Here is a 20,629-nt window from a genome sequence, read left to right on the forward strand (position 1 = left end):
CCGTCAGCCTGCCCGCCGGCCGCCGCATGGCCAGCCCTCCCGCCGCCCTCATGTCATCGGCCAGCACGGTCCCGGCTCCCCAGGCGCAAGCCGGCTCGAAGCCCTCCGTCCCGTCGCCGTCCACCCGGTCCCCGCCTTCCGTCTCCTTTGGTTACACACCCCAGCGTGTCGGTGTGGCGAGACAGCTTTCTCGTCTCATTAGGGTTGACTTCGGCATTCCAGGACCTCGCCCCGGCGCTGGTCGGAAAACCCGGCGCGACCACGCCGAGCCCGCACAAGAAGCCCGAGCAGGAGGCGGCGGAGGAGGCGCTTTTGGCCCGTCTCGTCGCGCTCAACCGCGAGCGGGCGGCGGAGGAGGCGCGCGGCCTCGTGCGCTGGCTCCGGCCCGATTATCAGATCCCTCGGCTCGGCGCCAAGGTGGCGAATCCCGCCGGCGAGCAGATCGAGGCCGACATCGCGCTTCCGGAGACCGGGGACGCGCCGAAATGGCCGTCGGACGCCTTCGACCAGATCCGCATTGTGCGCGACGTTCTCGCCCGGCTACGTCCCCACCGAAACGGTTGCCATCGCCGGCGCCTTTCACGGCCGCGTCACCGACAAGCGCAAGGCCCGCATCCAGCAGGTTCTGGAAACGCTCGTCGCTACGGGGGCCGCCCGCACCGGCGAGTTGAACGGTGCGACGCGCTATTTCGTGCCGCGATGAAGGCCGCCAGCGGCGCCCGGCCCTTGAGAAAATCGGTAACGGGTCCCGCAACGACGGCCGGCCCCTCTGCTGTGGTCAGCCCGTGTGCTCCACGGAATATGGGTTGAGATGGCTGAGCTGCCGCAGCGGGTGATGGTCCGGGGTCAGGACCAGCAGGGTCGTGATGCCGATCACCACGGCCAGGATGGCCAGCGAGAGAATACGTCCCATCATCATGACAAGACCTCATGCAAAAACGGTTGGACGGCGGCGCGGAATGACCGCTCATCGCCCGTGAGGCGTGCTTCGACGCCTCACGGATCTGATGATCAACCGACCTGCAGCAGCGGGGTTCCTCGCAAGGGTCGCGATAGGCTGCGGCGGCGCTGCCCGGACCTCCGTTTCATCTTGCCCGGGGGCGGACCAGCAACGGACCGCGCTTGTCAGAGCGTCGGCAGGGCGTTACGGCGTGCGACGTCGCGCAGCCAGAGGGCGCTGTCCTTTGGAATGCGCTTCTGGCTGCCGTAATCGACATAGGTGATGCCGTAGCGGGCGCTGAATCCGGCGTCCCACTCGAAATCGTCGAGCAGCGTCCAGACGAAGACGCCGCGGATGTCGACGCCGCGGTCGAGGGCGCGCCGCACGGCCCGGAGCGCCGCATCGAAATAGGCGATGCGGCCGCCGTCGCGCACGCGGCCCGTCGGATCGACATAGTCGTTGAAGGCGTTGCCGACTTCGGTGCAATAGACCGGCAGCGTGCAGCCATAGTCAACGAGCGGCCGCACCAGGATCTCCTCGATGCCCTCCGGCGAGAGGCTGTCGCCGCGATAGTTGGTCGGGCCGGGAGCAGGCAGGCGGCGGTAACCGGTGACGGGTACGCCACGATCGGCCTTCACCAGCTCGCGAACGTAATAGTTGAGGCCGAGGAAATCGAGCGGGCGTGAGATGAGCTCGAGATCGCCTGGCTGGATGATCGTTGGATCGGCGAGGCAGGGCAGTGTCTGTACCAGCCGCTCCGGATAGCGCCCGGCCAAAAGGCTATCGAGCCAGATGCGGTTCGATTCCGCATCGGCGAGGCTGGCCGCGTCGAGATCCTCGGCGCTGTTCGAGAATGGCTTGATGGAATTCAGCCATAGCGTCACGCCGACGGTGACGTCGCTCGCCTGGGCGCGGATGGCCTCAAGCGCCAGTCCGTGCCCGAGCAAGAGGTGATGGGCGGCGATGCCAGCCTTGCCATAGTCGCGCAGGCCTGGCGCGTGCAGCCCTTGCGCGTGGCCCATGAAGGCGGCCGACCAGGGCTCGTTCAGCGTCACGAAGCGCTTGACGCGGTCGCCGAGCCGGTCGGTGACGACGGCAGCGTAGTCGGCAAAATGTTGCGACGTGTCGCGATTGAGCCAGCCGCCGCGCTCCTGGAGCGTTTGCGGGAGATCCCAGTGATAGAGCGTGCACAGCGGAGTGATGCCGAGCTCCATCATCAGATCGACCATGCGGTCGTAATGGTCGAGCCCGGCCGCGTTCACGGCGCCAGCTCCGGCTGGCACGATACGAGGCCAGGCGACCGAGAATCGCAGTCCGGTGAGACCATAGTCGTGCCGCATCATGCGGAGGTCGTCGGGATAGCGATTGTAGAAGTCTGCGGCGATGTCGGCCCGGTCGCCATTGTGGCTGCCACCCTGGCGCACGAAGACATCCCAGATCGATTCGCCGCGACCATCGGCCCGGGTGGCGCCCTCGATCTGATAGGCGGCGGTGGCCGCGCCCCAGAGGAAGCCTTCGGGGAAGGCGGTCTGGCTGGTATCGGTCATCGAAATTGTCCTTTCAGGCCCCGGCGGCGCCACTCGAAATCCGGCGGCGGCGGGCGAGCATGTCGACCGAGACGGCGGCGAGCAGGATGAGGCCGGTGATGATGGTCTTGATGTGAGCGGGTTGGCCGAGCAGGTCGAGGCCGTTCGAGACGCTGCCGATGACGACGGCGCCGAGCAGGCCCCCGACGATGCGGCCGCGGCCGCCGAACAGGCTGGTGCCGCCGATGACGGCGGCGGCAATGGAATCGAGCACGAGATTGCCGCCGCCGGTGGCGCTGTCGACCGAGTATTGCCGCGACGCGGCAACGATGCCGGCCAGCGCCGCCAGCGTCGAGCAGAGGGCGAAGACGCGGATGCGCACGGTCGACACATTGATGCCGGCACGCCGCGCCGCTTCGGCATTGCCACCGACCGCCAGCAGGTGAACGCCGAACAGGCTGTGTTCCGTCAGGAGGGTCAGCGCCAGCGCCACCGCGATCACCAGCAGCAGCAGATAGGGCACGCCGAAATAAAGGTTGAGCACGGCGACGATGGCCGCGGCGACGAGCGGGAACAGCAAAAGGCGCAGAAGCCGGCGGGCATTGCGGACAGGCGCCGTCAGGGCCGCAGCCAAGGCGATGATCGCAGTCAGCCCCACGAGGCACCAGGCCAGCCAATGCGGCATGTAGGTCGAGGCAATGCCCTTCACGAAGGGATCGTAGATGAGGAGAGCGCCGACTTCCTCGCCGAGCAGCAGGAACTGCAGTCCCTGGAAGACCAGCAGCCCGGTGAGCGTGACGATGAAGGACGGTGCGCGGACGAAGACGACCCACGAGCCTTGAATAAGGCCGGCGAGGCAGCCGAACAGCAGCGCGGCGGGGATCGCCCCGATGGCCGGCCAGCCATGGCGGGTGAGGAGCACGACGAGCACCACTGCCGCACAGCCGGCGACCGAACCCGCCGAGAGATCGATTTCGCCGATGAGGAGGACCAGCACCATGCCCATGGTGAGCAGCGTCAGCGGCCCGAGCTGCAGCACGAGATTGGAGGCGTTGCGCGGCGTCAGGAACACCGGCGTCAGATTGTAGAAGACGAGCGCGATGACGACGAGGCCGAACACGACTGGCAGGAAGCCGAGGTCGCCATGGGCGATGCGGCTGGCGCCGAGCCTCGCGAGGATCGACGGCGTCGCGGGAGGACGAGAGTGGGACATCGTGCGCTCAGGGCTCCATGCTGATGGCCGACCCGCCGGTGATGGCACCGACGACCTGGTCCGGCGTGACGACCTTCGGATCCATCTCGGTGATGGCGCGGCCCTGCCGCATCACGACGATGCGGTCGGCAAGCGCGAAGGCGTCCTGCATGTTGTGGGTGATGAGGATGACGCCGAGCCCGCTCGCCCGGAGGTTGCGGATGACGCGGCGGACATTGGCCGTCTGCTCGACGCCGAGCGCGGCGGTCGGCTCGTCGAGGATTACCAGCCGCGAGCCCCAGACCATGGCGCGGGCGACAGCGATCGCCTGGCGCTGGCCTCCGGACATGGTGCCGATCTGCGAATGGAGCGAAGGGAGTGTGGTGCCGAGTTGGCGCACCACTTCGGTCGCCCGCTCGACCATTTGACGGCGGGCCGGGACCCAGCGCAGCGGCCAGCCGGAAAAGCGGCGGAGCTCGCGGCCGAGAAACAGGTTCTGCACCACCGTCAGGTTGTCGCAGAGCGCAAGGTCCTGATAGACCGTCTCGATGCCGAGCGCGCTGGCGGCACGCGGCGAAGGAATCGCAACGGCTTTGCCGAGCACGAGGATCTCGCCGCTGTCCGGCTGATGCACGCCGGAGATCGTCTTGATCAGCGTCGACTTGCCGGCGCCATTATCGCCGAGAAGAGCCACCACCTCGGCGGCGTGGACCCGAAGGTCCACGCCCCGAAGCGCCTCTACCGAGCCGAAGCGCTTGGCGACGCCTCTGACCTCGAGCAGCGGCATGGTTTCGGCGCCCGGCATCAGAAGTTGCATTTCGCCGCGGCCGGACCGACGCAGATCTTTTCCTTCTGCGCAAAGCCATCGACGATGACGGTCGAGGCGAGGTTGTCGGCGGTGACGACATCCGGATTCAGCAGCAGCGCCGCGACATCGCCGCTGCCGTTCGGCACCTTCTCCGGGAAGATCGCGGCGACGCTCTCGCCCTTGGCCAATGCGACAGCGGCCTTTGCGGCAGCGCCGGCCTCGGCCTGCAGCGCCTTGTAGACGGTCATGGTCTGGTCGCCGGCAAGGATGTTGGTGAGCGCGGCGTCGGTGGCGTCCTGGCCCGTGACGATAACCTTGCCGTTGAGGCCGACATTGGTCAGCGCGGCGATGACGCCCTGCGCGAGGCCGTCATTGGCGGCGACGACGCCGTCGACCTTGTTGTCGGCGACGGTCAGTGCCTGCTCCATCAGCGCCTGCGCATTGGCGGGCAGCCATGCCTTGGCCTCACCCTCGAAGACGAGCTTGATCCGGCCGGACTTGACCGCATCGTCCAGAACGGCATGCGAGCCGCGCTTGAACGACCGGCAGGCATCGCAAAACTGCTCGCCATTGATGAGCACGACATTGCCGCCCTCGGGCACATGGTCGACGACGAACTGGGCCTGCAGGCGGCCGACCTTCTCATTGTTGAACGACACATAGCCATCCGGCAGGGCGCCGCGGATCAGCGCGTCATAGGCGATCACCGGGACGCCTTCCCTGTGGGCCGCCTCGACGATCGGCACCGCGCCGTTTTCCTGGATCGTATTGACGACCAGCACCTTGGCGCCCTGCGCGAGCGCAGCCTCGGCTTGCGCGATCAGCTTGTTCTGGTCGCCCTGTGCGTTGGTGGCGATAACCTCGATGGCGGGATCGAGGGCCTTGACCGCCTCGATGAAGAATGGCCGGTCCTTCTGCTCCCAGCGATCCGAGCATTGGGTGCACGGGGAAAGGAAGGCGATCTTCACGGCGTCATCGGCGAGCGCCGGAGCGGCTCCCGCGAGCATAAGGCCGAGCCCGAAGGCGGCGAGCATTCGTTTCTTCATTATTCTATCCTCCCTGGTTTATCGCGGGACCCGTGGAATCCCTGACGATCAGATGCGTCCGCACGATCTCCCGCGCGGCCTCCTGCCGGACCTTGCCGGTGATGCTGGCGATGAGCCCGCGGACGGCCCGCGCGCTCATGTCGAACAGCGGGTTGTGAACCGTGGTGAGACGGGGATCGGTGTAATTGGCGGCCGGAAAATCGTCGAAGCCGACCACGGAGACCGCGCGCGGCACCACCAGCCCGGCGGCTTTCAGCGCCCGCATCGCGCCGACCGCCATGGCGTCGCTGGAGGCGATCAGCGCGTCGAAGCGCACGCCGCGCTTGAGGAGATGGGCAACGCCCGCCTCCCCGCCGGCCAGTGAATACTCGGCCGGCACGACATGCGCGTCGTCGAGAACGAAGCCACGCGCCAGCAGCGCGGCGCGATAAAGCGCGAGGCGCTTTTCGGACGTGTAGCGCGTCCGCTCCTCATTGGGGCCTGACAAGAGCGCGAAGCTCTCGCGTCCGAGCCCGACCAGATGCGAGACCGCCTCCTCGATGCCGGTGCTCTCGTCCGGCACGAAGGCAGTGATGCCGGGATTGGTGCCATGATCGTCCAGCACCGTGACGGGAATGCCCGCCGCCTGCAGATCCGGCAACCAGGGCAGGTGATCGCGCGGCTGCACCACCAGCACGCCGTCGAACGCACGGCCACGGAGGTCGGCAACGAGGCGATCGGTGTCGGCCACGCCTTCCGGGAATGTCTGCACGGCGATGGTGAACCGCGCCGCCTGCGCCTCCTGCATGGCGCCGCGCAGCACTTCGATCATCCATTCATCGGTGCTCGACGGAACAATGAGGCCAACCGAATCGGAACGCCCCTGCGCGAGCTGGACGGCGCGGCGGTCCTTGACGAAACCCAGCGCCGCGATGGCCCGCTGGACCCGCTCGGCCGTCTCGCCATTCACGTCATAGCGCTGATTGAGGACCTTGGAGACGGTCGCCTTGGAGACGCCCGCACTTTCCGCCACGTCCTTGATCGTGACCTTGCGCATTCTTTCCTCCCATCGACCCGATCTTCTTCGAAACCGGTTTCGATACCGGTTTTCTATGATTAGGCACGGAAGGCGTCAAGGGTCTTCGACGGAGTTGCCGGCGCCGGTCGGTTCGGACGGCTGGACTGACCCGTATAGCGAGCTGCGTTCAAGTGATGGAGATGCCGCCATCGGCGACGACGCCCGTGCCGCAAGCGAAACGAGCTCGGCCGCGATCGCTCCGATCTCGGCCGGTTCGGTGATCCTGGTCGGCCTGAATCAGCCGCAGGCTCAGCGTCGGCGCTCGGCTTAGTGCTTGAGCGCGTCGGTGATCGCCTGCGCCGTGCGAACCACGGCCTCCCTGATCGCCTCCATGCGGCTTTCGCTGGCGCCGGCCAGGAAGGGCACGGAGAGCGCCGCGGCTATTGAGCCGTCACGCGCCAGCACGGGAGCGGCAAAGGCATGAATACTCGGGCTGGTCTCGCCGCGATCGGTTGCCCATCCGAGCTTGCGGATCCGGGCAAGTTCGCTTTTCAACCGCTGCGGCTCCGTGATCGTCTTGTCGGTATAGGCGGGCAGCGGTGACTTCAGCCATTGTTCCTGCATATCGGGCGGCTGGAACGCCAGGATCAATTTGCCGGAGGCGCCCGAGTGCGGCGTCATGCGCTGTCCGGCTGCAACCATGAGCGCATATTCACGCCGCCCCTGGGCCGCGGCAAGGACGAGCAGGTCATCGCCCTCGATGACATTGAGCTTCACGCCCTCGCCGAGCTCGCTGGCGAGCCGATCCAGGAATGGCTGGCAGAGCGGGATGAGATTGACACGGTCGAAGCGCGTCGAGGTGTGCGCGGCAAGCACGATCAGCCGTTCGCCGAGCTGATACGCACCGTCTTCGCCACGCCGAACGACATCGTGCGCTTGCAGCGTGTTCAGCACGCGGTAGATCGTCGTGCGGGGAATGGCGAGGATCGCCGTCAATTCCCGGATCGTCAGCCCAGCCGCGTGACGCTCGATCTCGGACAGGATATCCATCATCCGATCGATCACCGGAATCGTGTGCTTGTTGTCCGAAGCGTCGGGCTTGGCGTCCATGTGATCGCGATCGTTCCTGGTGAACAGTGCGAACACTATCATGCAGATTTGAACTGCGATAGTTCACATTTGGACACGCCTCCCCGTTTGCTGCGCGCAGTCCCGACACGTGCGAGGCTGCTGCCGCGCTCGGAACCGCGACACGGCGGTCTCGATGGCAGCTCGCTGCACCGCCGTCGAGCGCACGAGCGGAGCGCCGCAATTGACAAGTTTGGAAGGCGCTGCGCATAGTTATGATTAGAATAAGTGCAATTCAAATATGAACTTTTGGCACCGGCCGGCCGCCCAGTTGCGTGTCTGGCCGATCGAGGATTGCGGACAGCCCTTCAAGATCCATCCGGCGCGTCCTGGCATCGCATATCTGACAGCAGCAGGCCGCCATCCGGGTTCAGCCCCCAGAAATCAATCAAGGCCAACAGGCCGTGGAGCGAGGAAACATTATGCCGAGCGGCATCGAGCCATCTGACATCAGTCGCCCGCCGCGCGCGCTTTGCGACGCGCTGGCCAAGATCGGCAGCGCGACGCTCTCAAGCGAGCTGGCGCAGAAATTCGGTCTTCGCGACGTGCATATGAAGGGCCCGCGGCCGCTCGTCGCCGGTCGCTGCGTCGCTGGCCCCGCGCTGACGCTGCAATGCATGCCGAAGCGAGAGGATCTCTATGGCGCTGCCGAATATGAGAATCCCGAGCTGCAGCTTCATCGCCACGTGCTCTATCCGACCCAGCCGGGCGATGTCGTGGTTGTCGATGCACGCGGCGATCTCGGCAGCGGCATCTTCGGCGAGATGATGCTGACCTTCTTCGCCGGCCGCGGCGGCGTCGGCGTCGTCATCGATGGCTGCATTCGCGATTCGGCGCATGCAGCCAAGCTTGATCTCGGCATCTGGGTGACCGGCGTGACGCCGAACTACCATGCCCAGACCAACATCATCCCCTTCGCGGTCAATGTCCCGGTCGCCTGCGGCGGCGTGCTGATCATGCCGGGCGACATCATCGTCGCCGATGATGACGGCGCCATCGTCGTGCCGATCGCACTGGCGCAGCAGCTCGTCGATGCCGCAAGCGAGCATGTCGAATGGGAAGAATTCGCGCGCATCCGCCTGTCGGAAGGTGGCGACCTTAGGAAATATTATCCGCTGACCGAGGAGGTCCGGGCCGAATACGAGGCCTGGCGCGCAGCGCAATAGACAATTCGCCGGCAGGGGATGCCCTGCCGGCGAATGCCGATCCTGGCCCGACGCGCCTGCCGGATTTCTCGGCTCAGGCCGACTTTGCCTTGAGCCGCTTGATCGCCTCGAGCTGGAAGCTATCGGGCATCAGCTGCATGATCTCGATCCGGTTGCCATCGGGATCATCGATCCAGCACTGCCAGTTGTTGTCGGCGCCCATCTTCTTCTGAATCGTGAGCGGAATGCCCGCCTTGTCGAGATCGGCGATAACCTCGTCGATATCATCGACGCCGAGGCAGACATGGTTGATCGCGGTGGCGTCGCGGCCGGGTGCGCGGTCGCCCTGGCCTTCCGGGAACAGCTCCAGATACTGGTCGTCGGTAATCCGCAGATAGACGAGCCAGACGCCCGGGCTGCCATCCGGCTTATCGAGGCGCATCATCTCATCGAAGCCGAGCTTGTTTACATAGAAATCGAGCGAGCGATCGAGGTCTTTGACCTTGAGCGCCACATGGGCAATCGACTTGAACGCGTGCATTTCTGATCTCCTTGGTCGGGTTGTCGTCTTGTCTGGAAGCGTCCGACCCGTTCAGGAGGTCGAAAGGACATGCGGCTTGCCGCCGGTCTCGACCGCCCGCACCGCCTGGTACTGGATGCAGTCCGGCGCCATTTCCATGATCTCGATCTGGTTGCCGTCGGGATCGGCAATCCACATGCCGCGATTGCCGTCGACGCCACGGCCCGGCGAGCGCGGACGCATCAGCTGGATGCCGGCCGCGCCGAGCTTTTTCTCGGCAGCGTCGATATCCTCGACTGTCAGGCAAAGATGCATGAGACGGTCTTTTCCGGCGGCGAAGGATCACCCTCCCCGCCCGGGAACAGCTCGATGAACACGTCATCCGAGATGCGGTGATAGACAATCCAGGCGTCGCCCTTCTTGTTCAAGAGACGCAACACTTCCGGAATGCCGATCGCATTGTAGAAGGCAACGGACGCGTCGAGATCGTTGACGCGCAGGGCAATGTGGCCGAGCGACTTGAATATGGACATGGCGAACCTTCTGGGGGGCGTTGTGCCGAGTAAAGAACGGCACCGCCTTTCGGCGGTGCCGCGATTTGCACTTCAAGCGGGGCGACGCGCTTACTTGAAGATCGCGTCATATTCCGACTTCAGCATCTTGATGCCGTCGTCGGTCGACATGTTCGGATCGCCCTGGAGCGTGAACATCGTGTTCCAGACCGAATTGATCCAGTCGCCGTCAGCGATATAGAAGGGGTTTTCGACGCTGAAATCCGGCTTCTTCAGATCGTCGAGCACCAGCGTGTTGCAGGCGTCGAGCTTATCGGTCGGCACGTCGAGACGCACCGGGCTTGAGCCCTTGTAGAAGGCGAACTCGGCATTGATCTTCGGATCGACGACCACGGCCGCGAAATCTTCCTCGGCCTTGGCCGTCTTCTCGTCGACACCGCCGAGAAGCCCGAAGGAATCGACCGTCACCGACACCGCCTTGGTGCCGGGGATGTTCATGCAGCCGAAATCGACGCCGGCCTTTTTGTCGTTGGCCCGCCACTGTCCCTTCATCCAGTCGCCATGGATCTGCATCAGCGCCTTGCCGGCGATGACCGTGTTGGTCGTGTCGTTCCACGAACGGTTGACCCAGCCGGGATCGGCCTGCGCCGCGATCTTGCGGAAAGTCTCGATGGTCTGGCGCACGGCCGGATCGTCGAACACGGTCTTGTCGGGCGTATCGGCATAGAAGCGATTGTAGATGGCGGGGCCGGCGATGGCCGCGAGAAGCGCGTGGAAGGTGTAGCCGGCCTGGAACGAGTTTCCGCCGATGGCGATGAAGGTGAAGCCGGCGTCCTCGACCTTCTTCTGGTCCGCCCACATATCATCGAGCGAAGTCCACTTGGTCGGATCGACGCCCGCCTTCTTGGCGACTTCTTCGTTGAAATAGACCATGCCGTCGAGATGCACGGCCGTCGGGATCTTCAACACCTTGCCGTCGATGGTGATCGCCTGCAGCACGGTCGCGGGAAGCGCCTGGGTCACGCCGATCTTGTCGAAGAGCGGCTTGACATCGAAGGCCTGGCCCTTGGCATCCAGATCCTTGAAGAAGCTGGCATCGGCGGCGATGAACAGGTTCGGCGGCGTTCCGGCGACGAAAAGGCTCACCAGCGGGCTTTCGCCGGCGGTCTCGTGCGGCACTGACGCGGCCTGGATCTTGTTGCCCGTATCGGCCTGATACTTGTCGATGATGGTGTTGAGCGCCTTCATCTCGCTCTCGTTCGACCAGGTATGGAACAGCGTCAGGTCTGTCGCGTGCGCTGCACCGACTGATGCAGTCAGCGCGGCGGCTGCTGCCCATGCAGTGATCCTTGGATTGAACATCATGTTGCCTCCTCCCGTGTTTATTGTCGTTTCTTGACTACATCCGCAGCTCTTGCCTACATCCTGAGCCCGCTGCGGGCATCGAAGACCGCGAGCTTGTCCATTGGAAAGCTGGCGGCCATGGTGTCGCCGATGCGCAGCCTGCTCATCAGCGAAGGCTCGATCCGAACGGCAAGCAGTTGCTCGCCGGCTTCGAGAAACGCCGTCGCGTCACTACCCGTCCGCTCGCTGTAGCGAACCGGCAGCGACAGACGCATGGCGCCATCGTCACGGCTCGCATCGTTGACGGCGAAATGCTCGGGCCGGAGCCCGACCACGACCGGCGCGCCGGCCTGCGGCGCGGTGCGAAATTCATGATGCGACAGATCGATCTCGATGGCGGTCGGCGCATGACGCGCGACGAGCTTGCCTCCGGTCGTCTCCAGCGTCGCGTCGAAGGTGTTGATCGGCGGCGCACCGATGAAGCGGGCCACGAACAGATTGGCCGGCTTCTCATAGATCTCGTCCGGCGTCCCGATCTGCTGGATGACGCCCTGGTCCATGACGGCGATGCGGGTCGCCATCGTCATGGCCTCGATCTGGTCATGCGTGACATAGACGATGGTCTGATGCAGCGCGGCATGCAGCTTCTTGATCTCCATCCGCATCTCGGTCCGAAGCTTGGCGTCGAGATTCGACAGCGGCTCGTCGAAGAGAAGCACGCCGGCATGCTTGACCAGCGCCCTGCCAATCGCCACGCGCTGGCGCTGGCCGCCGGAGAGTTGGCTCGGCTTGCGGTTCATCATCTTGTCGATCTGCAGCAGTTGCGCCGCCCAGGCGACGCGCCGCTCGATCTCGGCCTTGTCAAGCTTCAGCGCCGAGAGACCGAAGCGCAGATTGCCCTCCACCGTCTTGGTCGGATAGAGCGCGTAGGACTGAAACACCATCGCGAGGCCGCGCTGGCTCGGATCGAGATCCGTGACGTCGCGCTCCCCGATCGTGATGCGGCCGCCCGTGACGTCGAGCAGGCCGGCGAGGAGATTGAGCAGCGTGGTCTTGCCGCAACCCGAAGGTCCAAGCAGCACCAGGAACTCGCCGTCCTCGACACGAAGGCTCAGGTCCTCCAGGACGTTGAACGAGCCGAACCGCTTGACGATGTGCTCGAACCGGACTTCTGGCATCGCTTATCCCTTGATTGCGCCCGAGGTGATGCCCTGGACGAAGAAGCGTCCGAGAGCGAAATAGACGACGAGCGGTGGCACAGCCGTCAGCAGAGCGGCGGCCATGTTCACATTGTAGATCGCCTCGCCGCGCGAGGTGATCACCGAATTGGCCAGGATCACCGTCATCGGCTTGGTCGAAATGCCGCCGAAGGTGAGGCCGACGAGATAGTCGTTCCAAACGGTCGTGATCATCAGGATCAGGACGACGACCATGATATTGCCGGACATCGGCAGAACGATCTCCCAGAATATCTTCCAGAAGCTTCCGGAATCCATGATCGCGGCATTGATCAGCTCGCGCGGGATATCCTTGTAGAAATTGCGGAAAATCAGAGTCAGCAGCGGCATGGATAGGACCGCATGCACCAGCGCGATTGCCCAGACGGTCCCGAATATACCGAGGCTCGCGACCACGATGATGAGCGGGATCATGATGATCTGGAAGGGAACGAAGGCGCAGATGAACAGGACGAAGAGAAAACCGTCCGCCCAGCGCACATTCCACAGCGCCAGCGCATAGCCTGTCACCGATGCGATCGCGATCGACAGCACCAGGCTCGGGAACAGGATCGCTACCGAATTGAAGAAGCCCTGCTTGATGCCGTCGCAGGCAAGGCCCGTACACATCTCGTTCCAGGCCTTCATCCAGGGCTGGACGGTCCACTGCACCGGCAGATTGAAGATCTGGCCGAGCGTGATCTCTCCGATCGGCTTGAACGACGTGACGATGACCACATAAAGCGGAATGGCCACGAACAGCGATACCATCGTCAGGAAGACGAAGATCGCGATCGACGACCCCTTGATGCGCGGGCGGCGGCGCGGGATGACGATGGCGGCGCGGCCAGGCTGCGCCCGGGTTTCGGAAAGAGCGGTCATCCGCGTGCGGCCTCGCGGCGTCGGGCCTGCCACGCGGTGGCGGCGACCAGGGGCAGGAAGATGGCGAGCGTAATCAGGAGCATGATCACCGCCGCCGCGGAGGCGAAGCCGATATTGCTTCGTGTCGAATAGGCGTTGATGGCGAAATAGGCCGGGGTCCAGGTCGAAGTACCTGGGCCGCCATTGGTCATCGCAACGACGATGTCGTAGGCCTTGACGACGCCGAGCGAGAGGAGGATCGCGCAGGTCAGAAAGGTGAACCGCATCATCGGAATGATGATCTCGACATAGAGGCGCGTGACGCCAACCCCGTCGAGCCGAGCGGCGCTCCAGATCTCGGTGTTGATCGACTTCAGCCCGGCCAGCATCAGCGCCATATAGAAGCCGAGACCGTGCCAGATCGACGCGAGGATGATGCCATACATGGCGGTCTGCGGTGCAGCGAGCCAGTTGAAGCTGGCGCTTTGCCAACCGAGACTACGCAGGAAGGCTTCGATGCCGAGCGAGGGATTGAAGATCCAGCGCCAGACCAGCCCGGTGACGATCAGCGAGACCGCGAGCGGATAGAGCAGCACGGTCCTGAAAAGGCCCTCGCCGAACTTCTCCCGCTCGATCAGGGCGGCGAGAATGAAGCCGAAGACGATCGCAAGCGCGCTGCCGATGGCCAGGATCAAGAGGTTTTGCAGCGCCGTCCACCAGGTCTCATTGGCGAACAGCCGCTCATATTGCGAAAACCAGCGCGCTGGATCGATCACATATTCAGGGAACCGGCGGCTCTGGGTGAAGGACTGATAGATCGTCCAGACGATCGATCCGACAAAGCCAACCAAGGTCACGACGACAGCCGGCGCAAGCGCCAGCCGCGGGGTAGCCCAACTCCAGCGGAGCATCATCGCTACGTCTCCCTATTTCGTAGCTCAGTTCTTATTTGAACTGCTTGTTTTTATATTTGAACTGTAGTCGTGCACCGATATCTAGTCAACCGCGTGTTGTCGCGCCTTTCGGCCGATCGGCGTGGCCCGGAAACGCGCTGCGGTGGCTGATCTCAACCAACGGGAATGATCGATCGCGCCGCGACGGCAAGCCGGCAGCGATCCGAGCAGACGACGCACGCAGCGCCAAGGAGTCTCTCTGACGGCGTATTGATACGCCGACTTAGCTTACTGCGCGGCGGGATTGACGCGAGCCCACCGGCTTCGATCGACGCTTGCCGGGTCAGTCGGCGTTGAGAGCCATTTCGGTCTCGCCGTCGAAAAGATGAATGCGGTCCTGATCGAATTCGAGCCAGACTGCCGCGTCAGGCGCGACGGCGACAGTGGGGGGAACGCTGATATTGACGATCGCGCCAGCCAGGAAGGCCTGCACGAAGGTGATGTCGCCGGTCGGTTCGACGGTATAGGTCTTCGCCGGAACGGCGCCAGGGACGGCCGACTTGTGCAGCTTGATGGTCGAGTGACGCGCGCCGAGCACGATCTTGTTGCTGGTCGCCGCCGCCACCTTGCGGGCGTTGCGGGCCGACAAAGGCAGAATCCAGCCTTCGGCGCTGGTCAGCACGGTTTCACCATCGGCGGTGGTCGCCTCGAGCGGCACGAGGCTCATGGCCGGACTGCCGATGAAGCTCGCGACGAACATGTTCACCGGATGGGCGAAGACCTGCGCCGGCGAATCATATTGCTGCAGGAAGCCGCCATTCATCACGGCCATCCGGTCGGCCATGGTCACGGCCTCGAGCTGATCATGCGTCACATAGATGATCGTCGCCTTGAGATCCTGGTGGAAGCGCTTGATCTCCGAGCGCATCTGCACGCGGAGCTTGGCGTCGAGGTTGGAGAGCGGCTCATCCATCAGGAAGACGGCAGGATCCCGGACAAGGGCACGGCCAAGCGCCACCCGCTGTTGCTGCCCGCCCGACAATTCACGAGGCTTCCGTTCGAGCAGATGCGTCATGTCGAGAACACGGGCGGCGTCCTTGACCTTCCGGTCGATCTCCTCGCGCGGCAGCTTGCGCATCTGTAGCGGGAAGGCGAGGTTCTTGTAGACGGACTTCTGCGGATAGAGCGCGTAGTTCTGAAACACCATCGCGATGTCGCGATCCTTGGGATCGAGATCGTTGACCACGCGGTCGCCGATCGCGATCTCTCCCGAGGTGATCGGAATGAGGCCCGCAACGAGATTGAGCGTCGTCGTCTTGCCGCATCCGGACGGGCCGACAAGCGCAACGAACTCGCCGTCATTGACCGTCAGCGAGACATGGTTGACCGCGTTGAAGCTCCCATAGGTCTTGACGAGATCTTTGAGGACCACGTGGGCCATCGGCAACTCCCTGCACTAATGCTTGACCGCGCCTTCCGTCAGCGCTCGGACGAAGTATCTCTGGAGAACGAGGAACAGCACCACCACGGGCACGCTCATCAGGAAGCTCGCGGCCATCAAGCCGGGAAAATCCGTGGTGTTCTCGGAGAAGAAGCGCTGGATGCCGACGGGTAGGGTCAGCTGGTCGTTCTTGCTGAGGAATGTGTAGGCGTAGATGTATTCGTTCCAGGCCGCGATGAAGCTGTAAATCGCCGTCGCGATGATGCCAGGGACCGACAGCGGCATGACGATCAGCAGGAAGGCCTGGAAGCGGGTCGCCCCGTCGATCCGCGCCGCTTGCTCAAGCTGGATGGGGATATTGTCGTAGAAGCCCTTGAGCAGCCAGATCGCGAGCGGCAGGCCAAAAGTGAGGTAGGTCAGGATCAGCGATCCATGCGTATTAACCAGCCCAAGAACGCGCATCAGGATGAAGAGCGGCACGAGGAAAATGACAGCCGGAAACATGTTGCGCAGCAGCACGGCGAAGAACAGGAACTTGCGGCCGGGAAAGCTGAAGCGCGAGAAGGCATAGGCGGCCGGCACCGCCACGATCACAGCCAGGATGGTGGTCATGGTCGAGACGAACAGGCTGTTCCAGAAGAAGCGCAGGAAATCGGCACCGACGCTGTTTTGCGGATCGAGCAGCTTCGCGTAGCTGGCGAGTGTCGGCTCCTCCGGCCACCATTGCGGCGGCATCTGCATCGCCGCGAATCCCGATTTGATCGAGGTCAGCAGCATCCAGGCCATCGGTGCAGCGGTGTAGAGAAGCATCAGAACGAGGAAGATGCGGCCCGCCCAGCGCCAGCCGTCCACCTGCCTGCGGCTTCGACGCGGGATCACGGGTCTCTCGCCTGCGATGCTCATGTGCCGCGGTCCTTCGATTCGTTGCCGCCGAGCGCACGGACATAGAAATATCCAAGCGCCATCAGGATGAGGAACAGGAGCACCGAATAAGCCGACGCCACGCCCCAGCGCTGCCGCCCGAAGGCGAGCTCGTAGATGTGCGTGATCCAGATATGCGAGGCGTTCGACGGGCCGCCGCCGGTCATGATCCACGGGATAATGAACGAATTGAAGTTCGATACCGCGAGCAGAAGGACGGTCACGGTCGAGACACTGCTGAGATGGGGAAAGGTGACATGCCAGAAGCGCTGCCACGCATTGGCGCCGTCGACCTTCGCCGCCCGCAGCAATTGATCGGGGACTGTCTGCAAGCCGGCCATCATCATGATCATGGCGAAGGGAAACTCGCGCCAGATGTTCACGACGATCAGCGCCGGAAGCACGGTATCGACATTGTCGATGAAATTGGGCGGCCGGCTGGTAATGCCGAGGCCGACCAGGACGGCGCCGATGACGCCGAAATCGGAGTGGTAGATCCACTTCCAGATATAGGAGGCGGCGACCGCGCTGATGACCCAGGGAATGATCAAGATGGCGCGCATCACGCCTCGACCGAAAAAATCGCGATGCAAAGCCAGCGCAGCGCCAAACCCGAGCATGAACGAGAATACCGTAGACCCGAACGTCCAGACCACCGTATTCCAGGTGACGCGCCAGAATACGTCGCTGCTCAGGATCGCCGTATAATTCTCCATGCCGACAAAGATCTTGTCGCGGAGCTGCAGACTGGGCGGTGTCTTGTAGAAAGAAAGATCGATCGTGTAGTAAATCGGATAGGCGATGACGATCAGCATCACCACGATCGACGGCAGCACATAGGCATAGTCGACGCGGTGCTGCCACATTGCGCGCAGCGCGCCGGGTTCGCCTCGTGGGGATGTGCGGGAGGGTTCAGCCCGGCCAGTCGCAGTCGTCACGGTGCGCACCTCTGCATGATGGGGCGTTCCGGCCACACCGCGAGGGCGTGGCCGGTCGGATCGTGCGTTGGTTTCGGTCTAGAGCCCGCCGCCCGCCATCAGGTCCTTGACCTTCTTCGCCGCGTCATCAGCCGACTGGTCGACTGTCATCGCGCCGGTCAAGGCGTTCTGCAGCATGTCCGGGACGATGATATTCATGATTTCGGGCGATTCCGGCAGGGCCGGAAAGGGAACACCATAAGGCAGCATCGAGGTGGTCACGTCGAGGAACGGCGTGGTCTCGAGCCGCGTCTTCATCCATTTGGTCAGGAAGCCGTTGAGATTGCCGGGGTTCGATCCGACCCAGGCGAGCTTCAGCGACCATTCGGGGCTCGTCCACATGCAGATGAGCGCCTTCGCCGCCGGCTCGTCGACCTTCCCGCCATCCACATACTCAGGCTTCAGGATGTGGATGTTGGAACCGCCGAAGACCACCGCGCGCTTGCCGTCCGGCCCTGCCGGAATGAGCCCGTAGCGCATGTTGTCGATGACGGTCTGCGCCTTCTCCGCGTCGGCGCCCGTCGCCTTCTTCTGGAGGTCGAGCATGACGTTGTAGTCGGAGGGGTGCGAGATCATCATGCCGAGCTGTCCGGCGAGGAACAGCGGCTGGTTGTCCGCCTGCTGGTTGGTCAGCGCCGAGACGGGCACCGATTTGTCCCGGACATACATGTCGTAGGAGGCCTGCAGCGCCGCCTTGCTCTGCGCACTGCTGAGCTCGACCTCCTTGTAGGTCGGATCGGACGACGCCTCGTCGAAGACGCCGCCGCCATAGGCCCAGAGTTGCGGCATGAAGCGATAAGGCGTGTTGCCGGCATTCTTGCGCGCGACGAGGCCGTACCCGGAGATGCCGAGCTTGTCGTGGATCTGCTTGGAATATTTGACGACTTCGTCCCAGGTCGCCGGCGGCTTCTCGGGGTCGAGACCGGCGCGCTTGAAGACGTCCGCGTTCCAGATGAAGCCCATCGTCTCATTATTGGTCGGCACGCCATAGGTCACGCCGTCCCAGGTCACGGCCTTCATCGCGCCGGGCCAGAAATCCTCGCTCGTATAGCCGATATCCTCGGGCTTCAGCGGCTGCAGATAGCCCTTGGCGGCAAATTCGGTGCCGCCGAGGATCTGCAGACGAACGACCATTGGCGCCGCATTGCCAAGCAGTGCGGTGCGGAACTTGTCGAGCAGATCGTTATAGGTGATGCCCTGGTCTTCGAGGACGATGTTCGGATAGGTCGCCCGGAACGCCTCGAAGAACTCCTTGTAGTTCTGCCTCAGAATATCGGGATCGCCTTCGAAGACGCCTTGATACCACAGCGTCACGCGGCCCTTGTAGTCCAGTGGCGTGACCTTGGCGCAGTCGGCGGCCGTATCGAAGTCCTTGGTACCGGCGACCGATTTCACGTATTCGGGCGACCATTTGCTCAGATCAACGGGGGGCGCGGCGAGCGCTGACGTCGACAACAGCGACGTGATGAAAGCGGTGGCGACGGCGCCGCAAACCGCGGCTCCGACTTTGGACCTCGTCATCGGTTTCCTCCAAATCTCCCATTCCGCCTCCCTCACAGGGGTTGGCGGTATTCTTTTCCGGGACTGCAGGGAACACGACGCTTGGCGACGCCTTTTTGTGTTCCCTTGATGCTGCCCAGGTTGTCAGATCAAGGATTGCGAGTTAACGCGGTTGCATCGTACATTAAATTTCGAAATCCACGCAATGTTTTGGACGTCGTGCATCACAATTACCGGCTCGGGCTCGCGGCAAAAAGCCAGTCGCGGCCAGCGTGGCGTCACCATCAATCGATAATGCGGTCTTCGTAACCGGCTCATTGGCCGGCCGAGACCGAATAGGGAGCGGGAGCGCGACAGGCGCCGGCAACGAACCGGCTGCGCGCATCCCGGACAATGCGCGGGTCCAACCCGCACGTACAAGGATGGAAAGCGGAAGCACATGAAGATCGCGAATATCCGGCCCTGGCTGATCAAGTCGAGCGCGTCCTATTGGGGTGAGTTCCTGTTCGTGGAGGTCACCACCGACGAGGGGATCACGGGATGGGGCGAGATCACCACCACGACAAAGATCGCCAACCGGGCGTTGACGGCGATGCTGCGCCAGATCAGCAAGATCCTCGAGGGCGAGGATGCGAGCCGCATCGAGCATCTCTGGCACAAGGTGTTCCGCGGCTTCACCTATATGGGCAGCCGGGGGGCGGCCGTCGAATGCCTCAGCGCCATCGACATCGCGCTGTGGGACATTCGTGGCAAGGAGCTCGGCAAGCCGATCTATGAACTGCTCGGCGGACCGGTGCGCGATGAAATCGCGCTCTATACCCATCCCGACCAGCGCAAGTTCACCACCAAGGAAGGCGTCGTCAACGAGGTCCGCGACATCGTCAATTCGGGCCATACCGCGCTCAAGTTCGACCCGTTCGCCTATCAGGGCCTTCGCGTCGATGGCCTCGCCCGCGAGCAGCGCGACGGCTATCTCGATGGATCGATGACACGGAAGGACGAGCGCGAGGCTGCCGAGCTCACCGCGCTCATCCGCGAGACGGTCGGCCCGGATATCGAGGTGCTGATCGATGCTCACGGCCGCTTCGACGTGCCGACCGCGATTCGGCTTTGCCGGACACTGGAGGAAGCGGGCGACATCGACTGGTTCGAGGAGCCGTGCCCGCCCGAGAGCATCAACGCCCTCAAGCAGGTGCGCGAGAAGGTCAGCGCGGCCATTTCATGGGGCGAGCGCGGGCATACCAAATGGGATTTCGTCCCCATCCTTGAGAACAAGCTCGCCGATTACATCATGCCGGACGTGACATGGACGGGTGGCATCACAGAGCTCAAGAAGATCTCGGCCTTGTGCGAGGCCTACTACATCCCGGTTTCGCCGCATGATGCCGCCGGCCCGATCAATGTCGTCGCCGGCGCGCAGGTGATGATGACGGTTCCCAACTTCTACAAGCTGGAGACGTCGGAGTGGAACCTCTCGAAATATGACCATCTCATCGACGTGCCGCTCGATAACTCCAATGGCAGCCTCAAGCTCAATCCGGCACCGGGTCTCGGCATCGAAATGAACCGCGACTATCTGGAAGCGAACGTGGTGGAATAAAAAGGCGGAGGCCGGGATCAGCTCCCGGCCTCCGCCTCCGCCAAAGGTGACGGAGCGGCGA

The 20,629-nt window shown here is 63.5% G+C and carries 21 protein-coding genes; 3 read left to right on the top strand and 18 right to left on the bottom strand.

The window, feature by feature from the left end:
* The first annotated feature begins 517 nt into the window (after positions 1–517).
* Positions 518–703, top strand: a complete 186-nt coding sequence (locus LB518_RS10670) for a hypothetical protein (protein ID WP_224577165.1) — start codon at positions 518–520, stop codon at positions 701–703.
* A 75-nt stretch (positions 704–778) separates the two neighbouring features.
* On the opposite strand, the gene LB518_RS10675 is transcribed toward LB518_RS10670, so the two are convergent.
* From LB518_RS10675 to LB518_RS10705, 7 genes are all read right to left on the bottom strand, one after another.
* Positions 779–919, bottom strand: coding sequence for a hypothetical protein (locus LB518_RS10675; RefSeq protein ID WP_224577167.1), 141 nt, complete (start codon positions 917–919; stop codon positions 779–781).
* Between the two features lie 206 nt (positions 920–1,125).
* A complete protein-coding gene (locus LB518_RS10680; RefSeq protein WP_224577169.1) occupies positions 1,126–2,487 on the bottom strand; it encodes a GH1 family beta-glucosidase in 1,362 nt (453 codons plus the stop codon).
* A 13-nt stretch (positions 2,488–2,500) separates the two neighbouring features.
* Positions 2,501–3,679, bottom strand: coding sequence for a sugar ABC transporter permease (locus LB518_RS10685; RefSeq protein ID WP_224577170.1), 1,179 nt, complete (start codon positions 3,677–3,679; stop codon positions 2,501–2,503).
* Positions 3,680–3,686: 7 nt separating this feature from the next.
* Positions 3,687–4,475 carry an ATP-binding cassette domain-containing protein gene (locus tag LB518_RS10690; RefSeq protein ID WP_224577184.1) on the bottom strand — a complete coding sequence of 263 codons (789 nt, stop codon included), beginning with the start codon at positions 4,473–4,475 and terminating at the stop codon, positions 3,687–3,689.
* Entirely contained in the window at positions 4,463–5,512 is a 1,050-nt protein-coding gene (locus LB518_RS10695) for a sugar ABC transporter substrate-binding protein (protein ID WP_224577186.1), read from the bottom strand. Before LB518_RS10695 ends, LB518_RS10690 begins: the two co-directional genes overlap by 13 nt.
* A gap of 4 nt (positions 5,513–5,516) precedes the next feature.
* Positions 5,517–6,548 (bottom strand): LacI family DNA-binding transcriptional regulator, encoded by a 1,032-nt coding sequence (locus LB518_RS10700; protein WP_224577188.1) that lies wholly within the window; start codon positions 6,546–6,548, stop codon positions 5,517–5,519.
* A 288-nt stretch (positions 6,549–6,836) separates the two neighbouring features.
* Positions 6,837–7,619 (bottom strand): IclR family transcriptional regulator, encoded by a 783-nt coding sequence (locus LB518_RS10705; RefSeq protein ID WP_224577190.1) that lies wholly within the window; start codon positions 7,617–7,619, stop codon positions 6,837–6,839.
* A 440-nt stretch (positions 7,620–8,059) separates the two neighbouring features.
* Between LB518_RS10705 and LB518_RS10710 the strand changes: the two genes are divergently transcribed.
* Positions 8,060–8,803, top strand: a complete 744-nt coding sequence (locus LB518_RS10710; protein WP_224577192.1) for a ribonuclease activity regulator RraA — start codon at positions 8,060–8,062, stop codon at positions 8,801–8,803.
* Positions 8,804–8,876: 73 nt separating this feature from the next.
* On the opposite strand, the gene LB518_RS10715 is transcribed toward LB518_RS10710, so the two are convergent.
* The 11 genes from LB518_RS10715 to LB518_RS10765 all read right to left on the bottom strand — a co-directional run bounded on the left by LB518_RS10715 (position 8,877) and on the right by LB518_RS10765 (position 18,989).
* Entirely contained in the window at positions 8,877–9,323 is a 447-nt protein-coding gene (locus tag LB518_RS10715) for a VOC family protein (RefSeq protein WP_224577194.1), read from the bottom strand.
* 51 nt (positions 9,324–9,374) lie between these two features.
* A complete protein-coding gene (locus LB518_RS10720) occupies positions 9,375–9,617 on the bottom strand; it encodes a VOC family protein (RefSeq protein ID WP_224577196.1) in 243 nt (80 codons plus the stop codon).
* Entirely contained in the window at positions 9,602–9,835 is a 234-nt protein-coding gene (locus LB518_RS10725; protein ID WP_224577198.1) for a VOC family protein, read from the bottom strand. Before LB518_RS10725 ends, LB518_RS10720 begins: the two co-directional genes overlap by 16 nt.
* 90 nt (positions 9,836–9,925) lie before the next feature.
* Positions 9,926–11,176, bottom strand: a complete 1,251-nt coding sequence (locus LB518_RS10730) for an ABC transporter substrate-binding protein (RefSeq protein WP_224577200.1) — start codon at positions 11,174–11,176, stop codon at positions 9,926–9,928.
* Between the two features lie 56 nt (positions 11,177–11,232).
* The gene (locus LB518_RS10735; protein ID WP_224577202.1) at positions 11,233–12,336 is read right to left on the bottom strand and encodes an ABC transporter ATP-binding protein; all 1,104 of its coding nucleotides are present in this window, start codon (positions 12,334–12,336) and stop codon (positions 11,233–11,235) included.
* Between the two features lie 3 nt (positions 12,337–12,339).
* Complete coding sequence (locus LB518_RS10740; protein WP_224577203.1) at positions 12,340–13,257, bottom strand: carbohydrate ABC transporter permease; 918 nt, start codon at positions 13,255–13,257, stop codon at positions 12,340–12,342.
* Entirely contained in the window at positions 13,254–14,150 is an 897-nt protein-coding gene (locus LB518_RS10745) for a carbohydrate ABC transporter permease (RefSeq protein WP_224577205.1), read from the bottom strand. Before LB518_RS10745 ends, LB518_RS10740 begins: the two co-directional genes overlap by 4 nt.
* A gap of 322 nt (positions 14,151–14,472) precedes the next feature.
* A complete protein-coding gene (locus LB518_RS10750) occupies positions 14,473–15,570 on the bottom strand; it encodes an ABC transporter ATP-binding protein (protein WP_224577206.1) in 1,098 nt (365 codons plus the stop codon).
* Between the two features lie 15 nt (positions 15,571–15,585).
* A complete protein-coding gene (locus LB518_RS10755; protein ID WP_224577208.1) occupies positions 15,586–16,473 on the bottom strand; it encodes a carbohydrate ABC transporter permease in 888 nt (295 codons plus the stop codon).
* Complete coding sequence (locus LB518_RS10760; RefSeq protein ID WP_502845820.1) at positions 16,470–17,429, bottom strand: carbohydrate ABC transporter permease; 960 nt, start codon at positions 17,427–17,429, stop codon at positions 16,470–16,472. Before LB518_RS10760 ends, LB518_RS10755 begins: the two co-directional genes overlap by 4 nt.
* Positions 17,430–17,507: 78 nt before the next feature.
* A complete protein-coding gene (locus LB518_RS10765) occupies positions 17,508–18,989 on the bottom strand; it encodes an ABC transporter substrate-binding protein (protein ID WP_224577210.1) in 1,482 nt (493 codons plus the stop codon).
* Between the two features lie 418 nt (positions 18,990–19,407).
* Here LB518_RS10765 and LB518_RS10770 point away from each other — a divergent pair, with 418 nt between their 5' ends.
* The gene (locus LB518_RS10770) at positions 19,408–20,568 is read left to right on the top strand and encodes a mandelate racemase/muconate lactonizing enzyme family protein (RefSeq protein WP_224577212.1); all 1,161 of its coding nucleotides are present in this window, start codon (positions 19,408–19,410) and stop codon (positions 20,566–20,568) included.
* Positions 20,569–20,629: the final 61 nt, after the last annotated feature.

This window comes from Mesorhizobium sp. BR1-1-16 (genome assembly GCF_020165495.1).
Taxonomy (GTDB): domain Bacteria; phylum Pseudomonadota; class Alphaproteobacteria; order Rhizobiales; family Kaistiaceae; genus Kaistia.

What these genes read in the sequence shown, in the direction of transcription:
- LB518_RS10740 (WP_224577203.1), bottom strand. Translation starts at nt 13,257, where the DNA reads ATGACCGCTCTTTCCGAAACCCGGGCGCAGCCTGGCCGCGCCGCCATC.
- LB518_RS10735 (WP_224577202.1), bottom strand. Translation starts at nt 12,336, where the DNA reads ATGCCAGAAGTCCGGTTCGAGCACATCGTCAAGCGGTTCGGCTCGTTC.
- LB518_RS10675 (WP_224577167.1), bottom strand. Translation starts at nt 919, where the DNA reads ATGATGATGGGACGTATTCTCTCGCTGGCCATCCTGGCCGTGGTGATC.
- LB518_RS10750 (WP_224577206.1), bottom strand. Translation starts at nt 15,570, where the DNA reads ATGGCCCACGTGGTCCTCAAAGATCTCGTCAAGACCTATGGGAGCTTC.
- LB518_RS10720 (WP_224577196.1), bottom strand. Translation starts at nt 9,617, where the DNA reads ATGCATCTTTGCCTGACAGTCGAGGATATCGACGCTGCCGAGAAAAAG.
- LB518_RS10710 (WP_224577192.1), top strand. Translation starts at nt 8,060, where the DNA reads ATGCCGAGCGGCATCGAGCCATCTGACATCAGTCGCCCGCCGCGCGCG.
- LB518_RS10715 (WP_224577194.1), bottom strand. Translation starts at nt 9,323, where the DNA reads ATGCACGCGTTCAAGTCGATTGCCCATGTGGCGCTCAAGGTCAAAGAC.
- LB518_RS10730 (WP_224577200.1), bottom strand. Translation starts at nt 11,176, where the DNA reads ATGTTCAATCCAAGGATCACTGCATGGGCAGCAGCCGCCGCGCTGACT.
- LB518_RS10755 (WP_224577208.1), bottom strand. Translation starts at nt 16,473, where the DNA reads ATGAGCATCGCAGGCGAGAGACCCGTGATCCCGCGTCGAAGCCGCAGG.
- LB518_RS10770 (WP_224577212.1), top strand. Translation starts at nt 19,408, where the DNA reads ATGAAGATCGCGAATATCCGGCCCTGGCTGATCAAGTCGAGCGCGTCC.
- LB518_RS10745 (WP_224577205.1), bottom strand. Translation starts at nt 14,150, where the DNA reads ATGATGCTCCGCTGGAGTTGGGCTACCCCGCGGCTGGCGCTTGCGCCG.
- LB518_RS10765 (WP_224577210.1), bottom strand. Translation starts at nt 18,989, where the DNA reads ATGACGAGGTCCAAAGTCGGAGCCGCGGTTTGCGGCGCCGTCGCCACC.
- LB518_RS10700 (WP_224577188.1), bottom strand. Translation starts at nt 6,548, where the DNA reads ATGCGCAAGGTCACGATCAAGGACGTGGCGGAAAGTGCGGGCGTCTCC.
- LB518_RS10680 (WP_224577169.1), bottom strand. Translation starts at nt 2,487, where the DNA reads ATGACCGATACCAGCCAGACCGCCTTCCCCGAAGGCTTCCTCTGGGGC.
- LB518_RS10695 (WP_224577186.1), bottom strand. Translation starts at nt 5,512, where the DNA reads ATGAAGAAACGAATGCTCGCCGCCTTCGGGCTCGGCCTTATGCTCGCG.
- LB518_RS10690 (WP_224577184.1), bottom strand. Translation starts at nt 4,475, where the DNA reads ATGCAACTTCTGATGCCGGGCGCCGAAACCATGCCGCTGCTCGAGGTC.
- LB518_RS10725 (WP_224577198.1), bottom strand. Translation starts at nt 9,835, where the DNA reads ATGTCCATATTCAAGTCGCTCGGCCACATTGCCCTGCGCGTCAACGAT.
- LB518_RS10705 (WP_224577190.1), bottom strand. Translation starts at nt 7,619, where the DNA reads ATGGACGCCAAGCCCGACGCTTCGGACAACAAGCACACGATTCCGGTG.
- LB518_RS10685 (WP_224577170.1), bottom strand. Translation starts at nt 3,679, where the DNA reads ATGTCCCACTCTCGTCCTCCCGCGACGCCGTCGATCCTCGCGAGGCTC.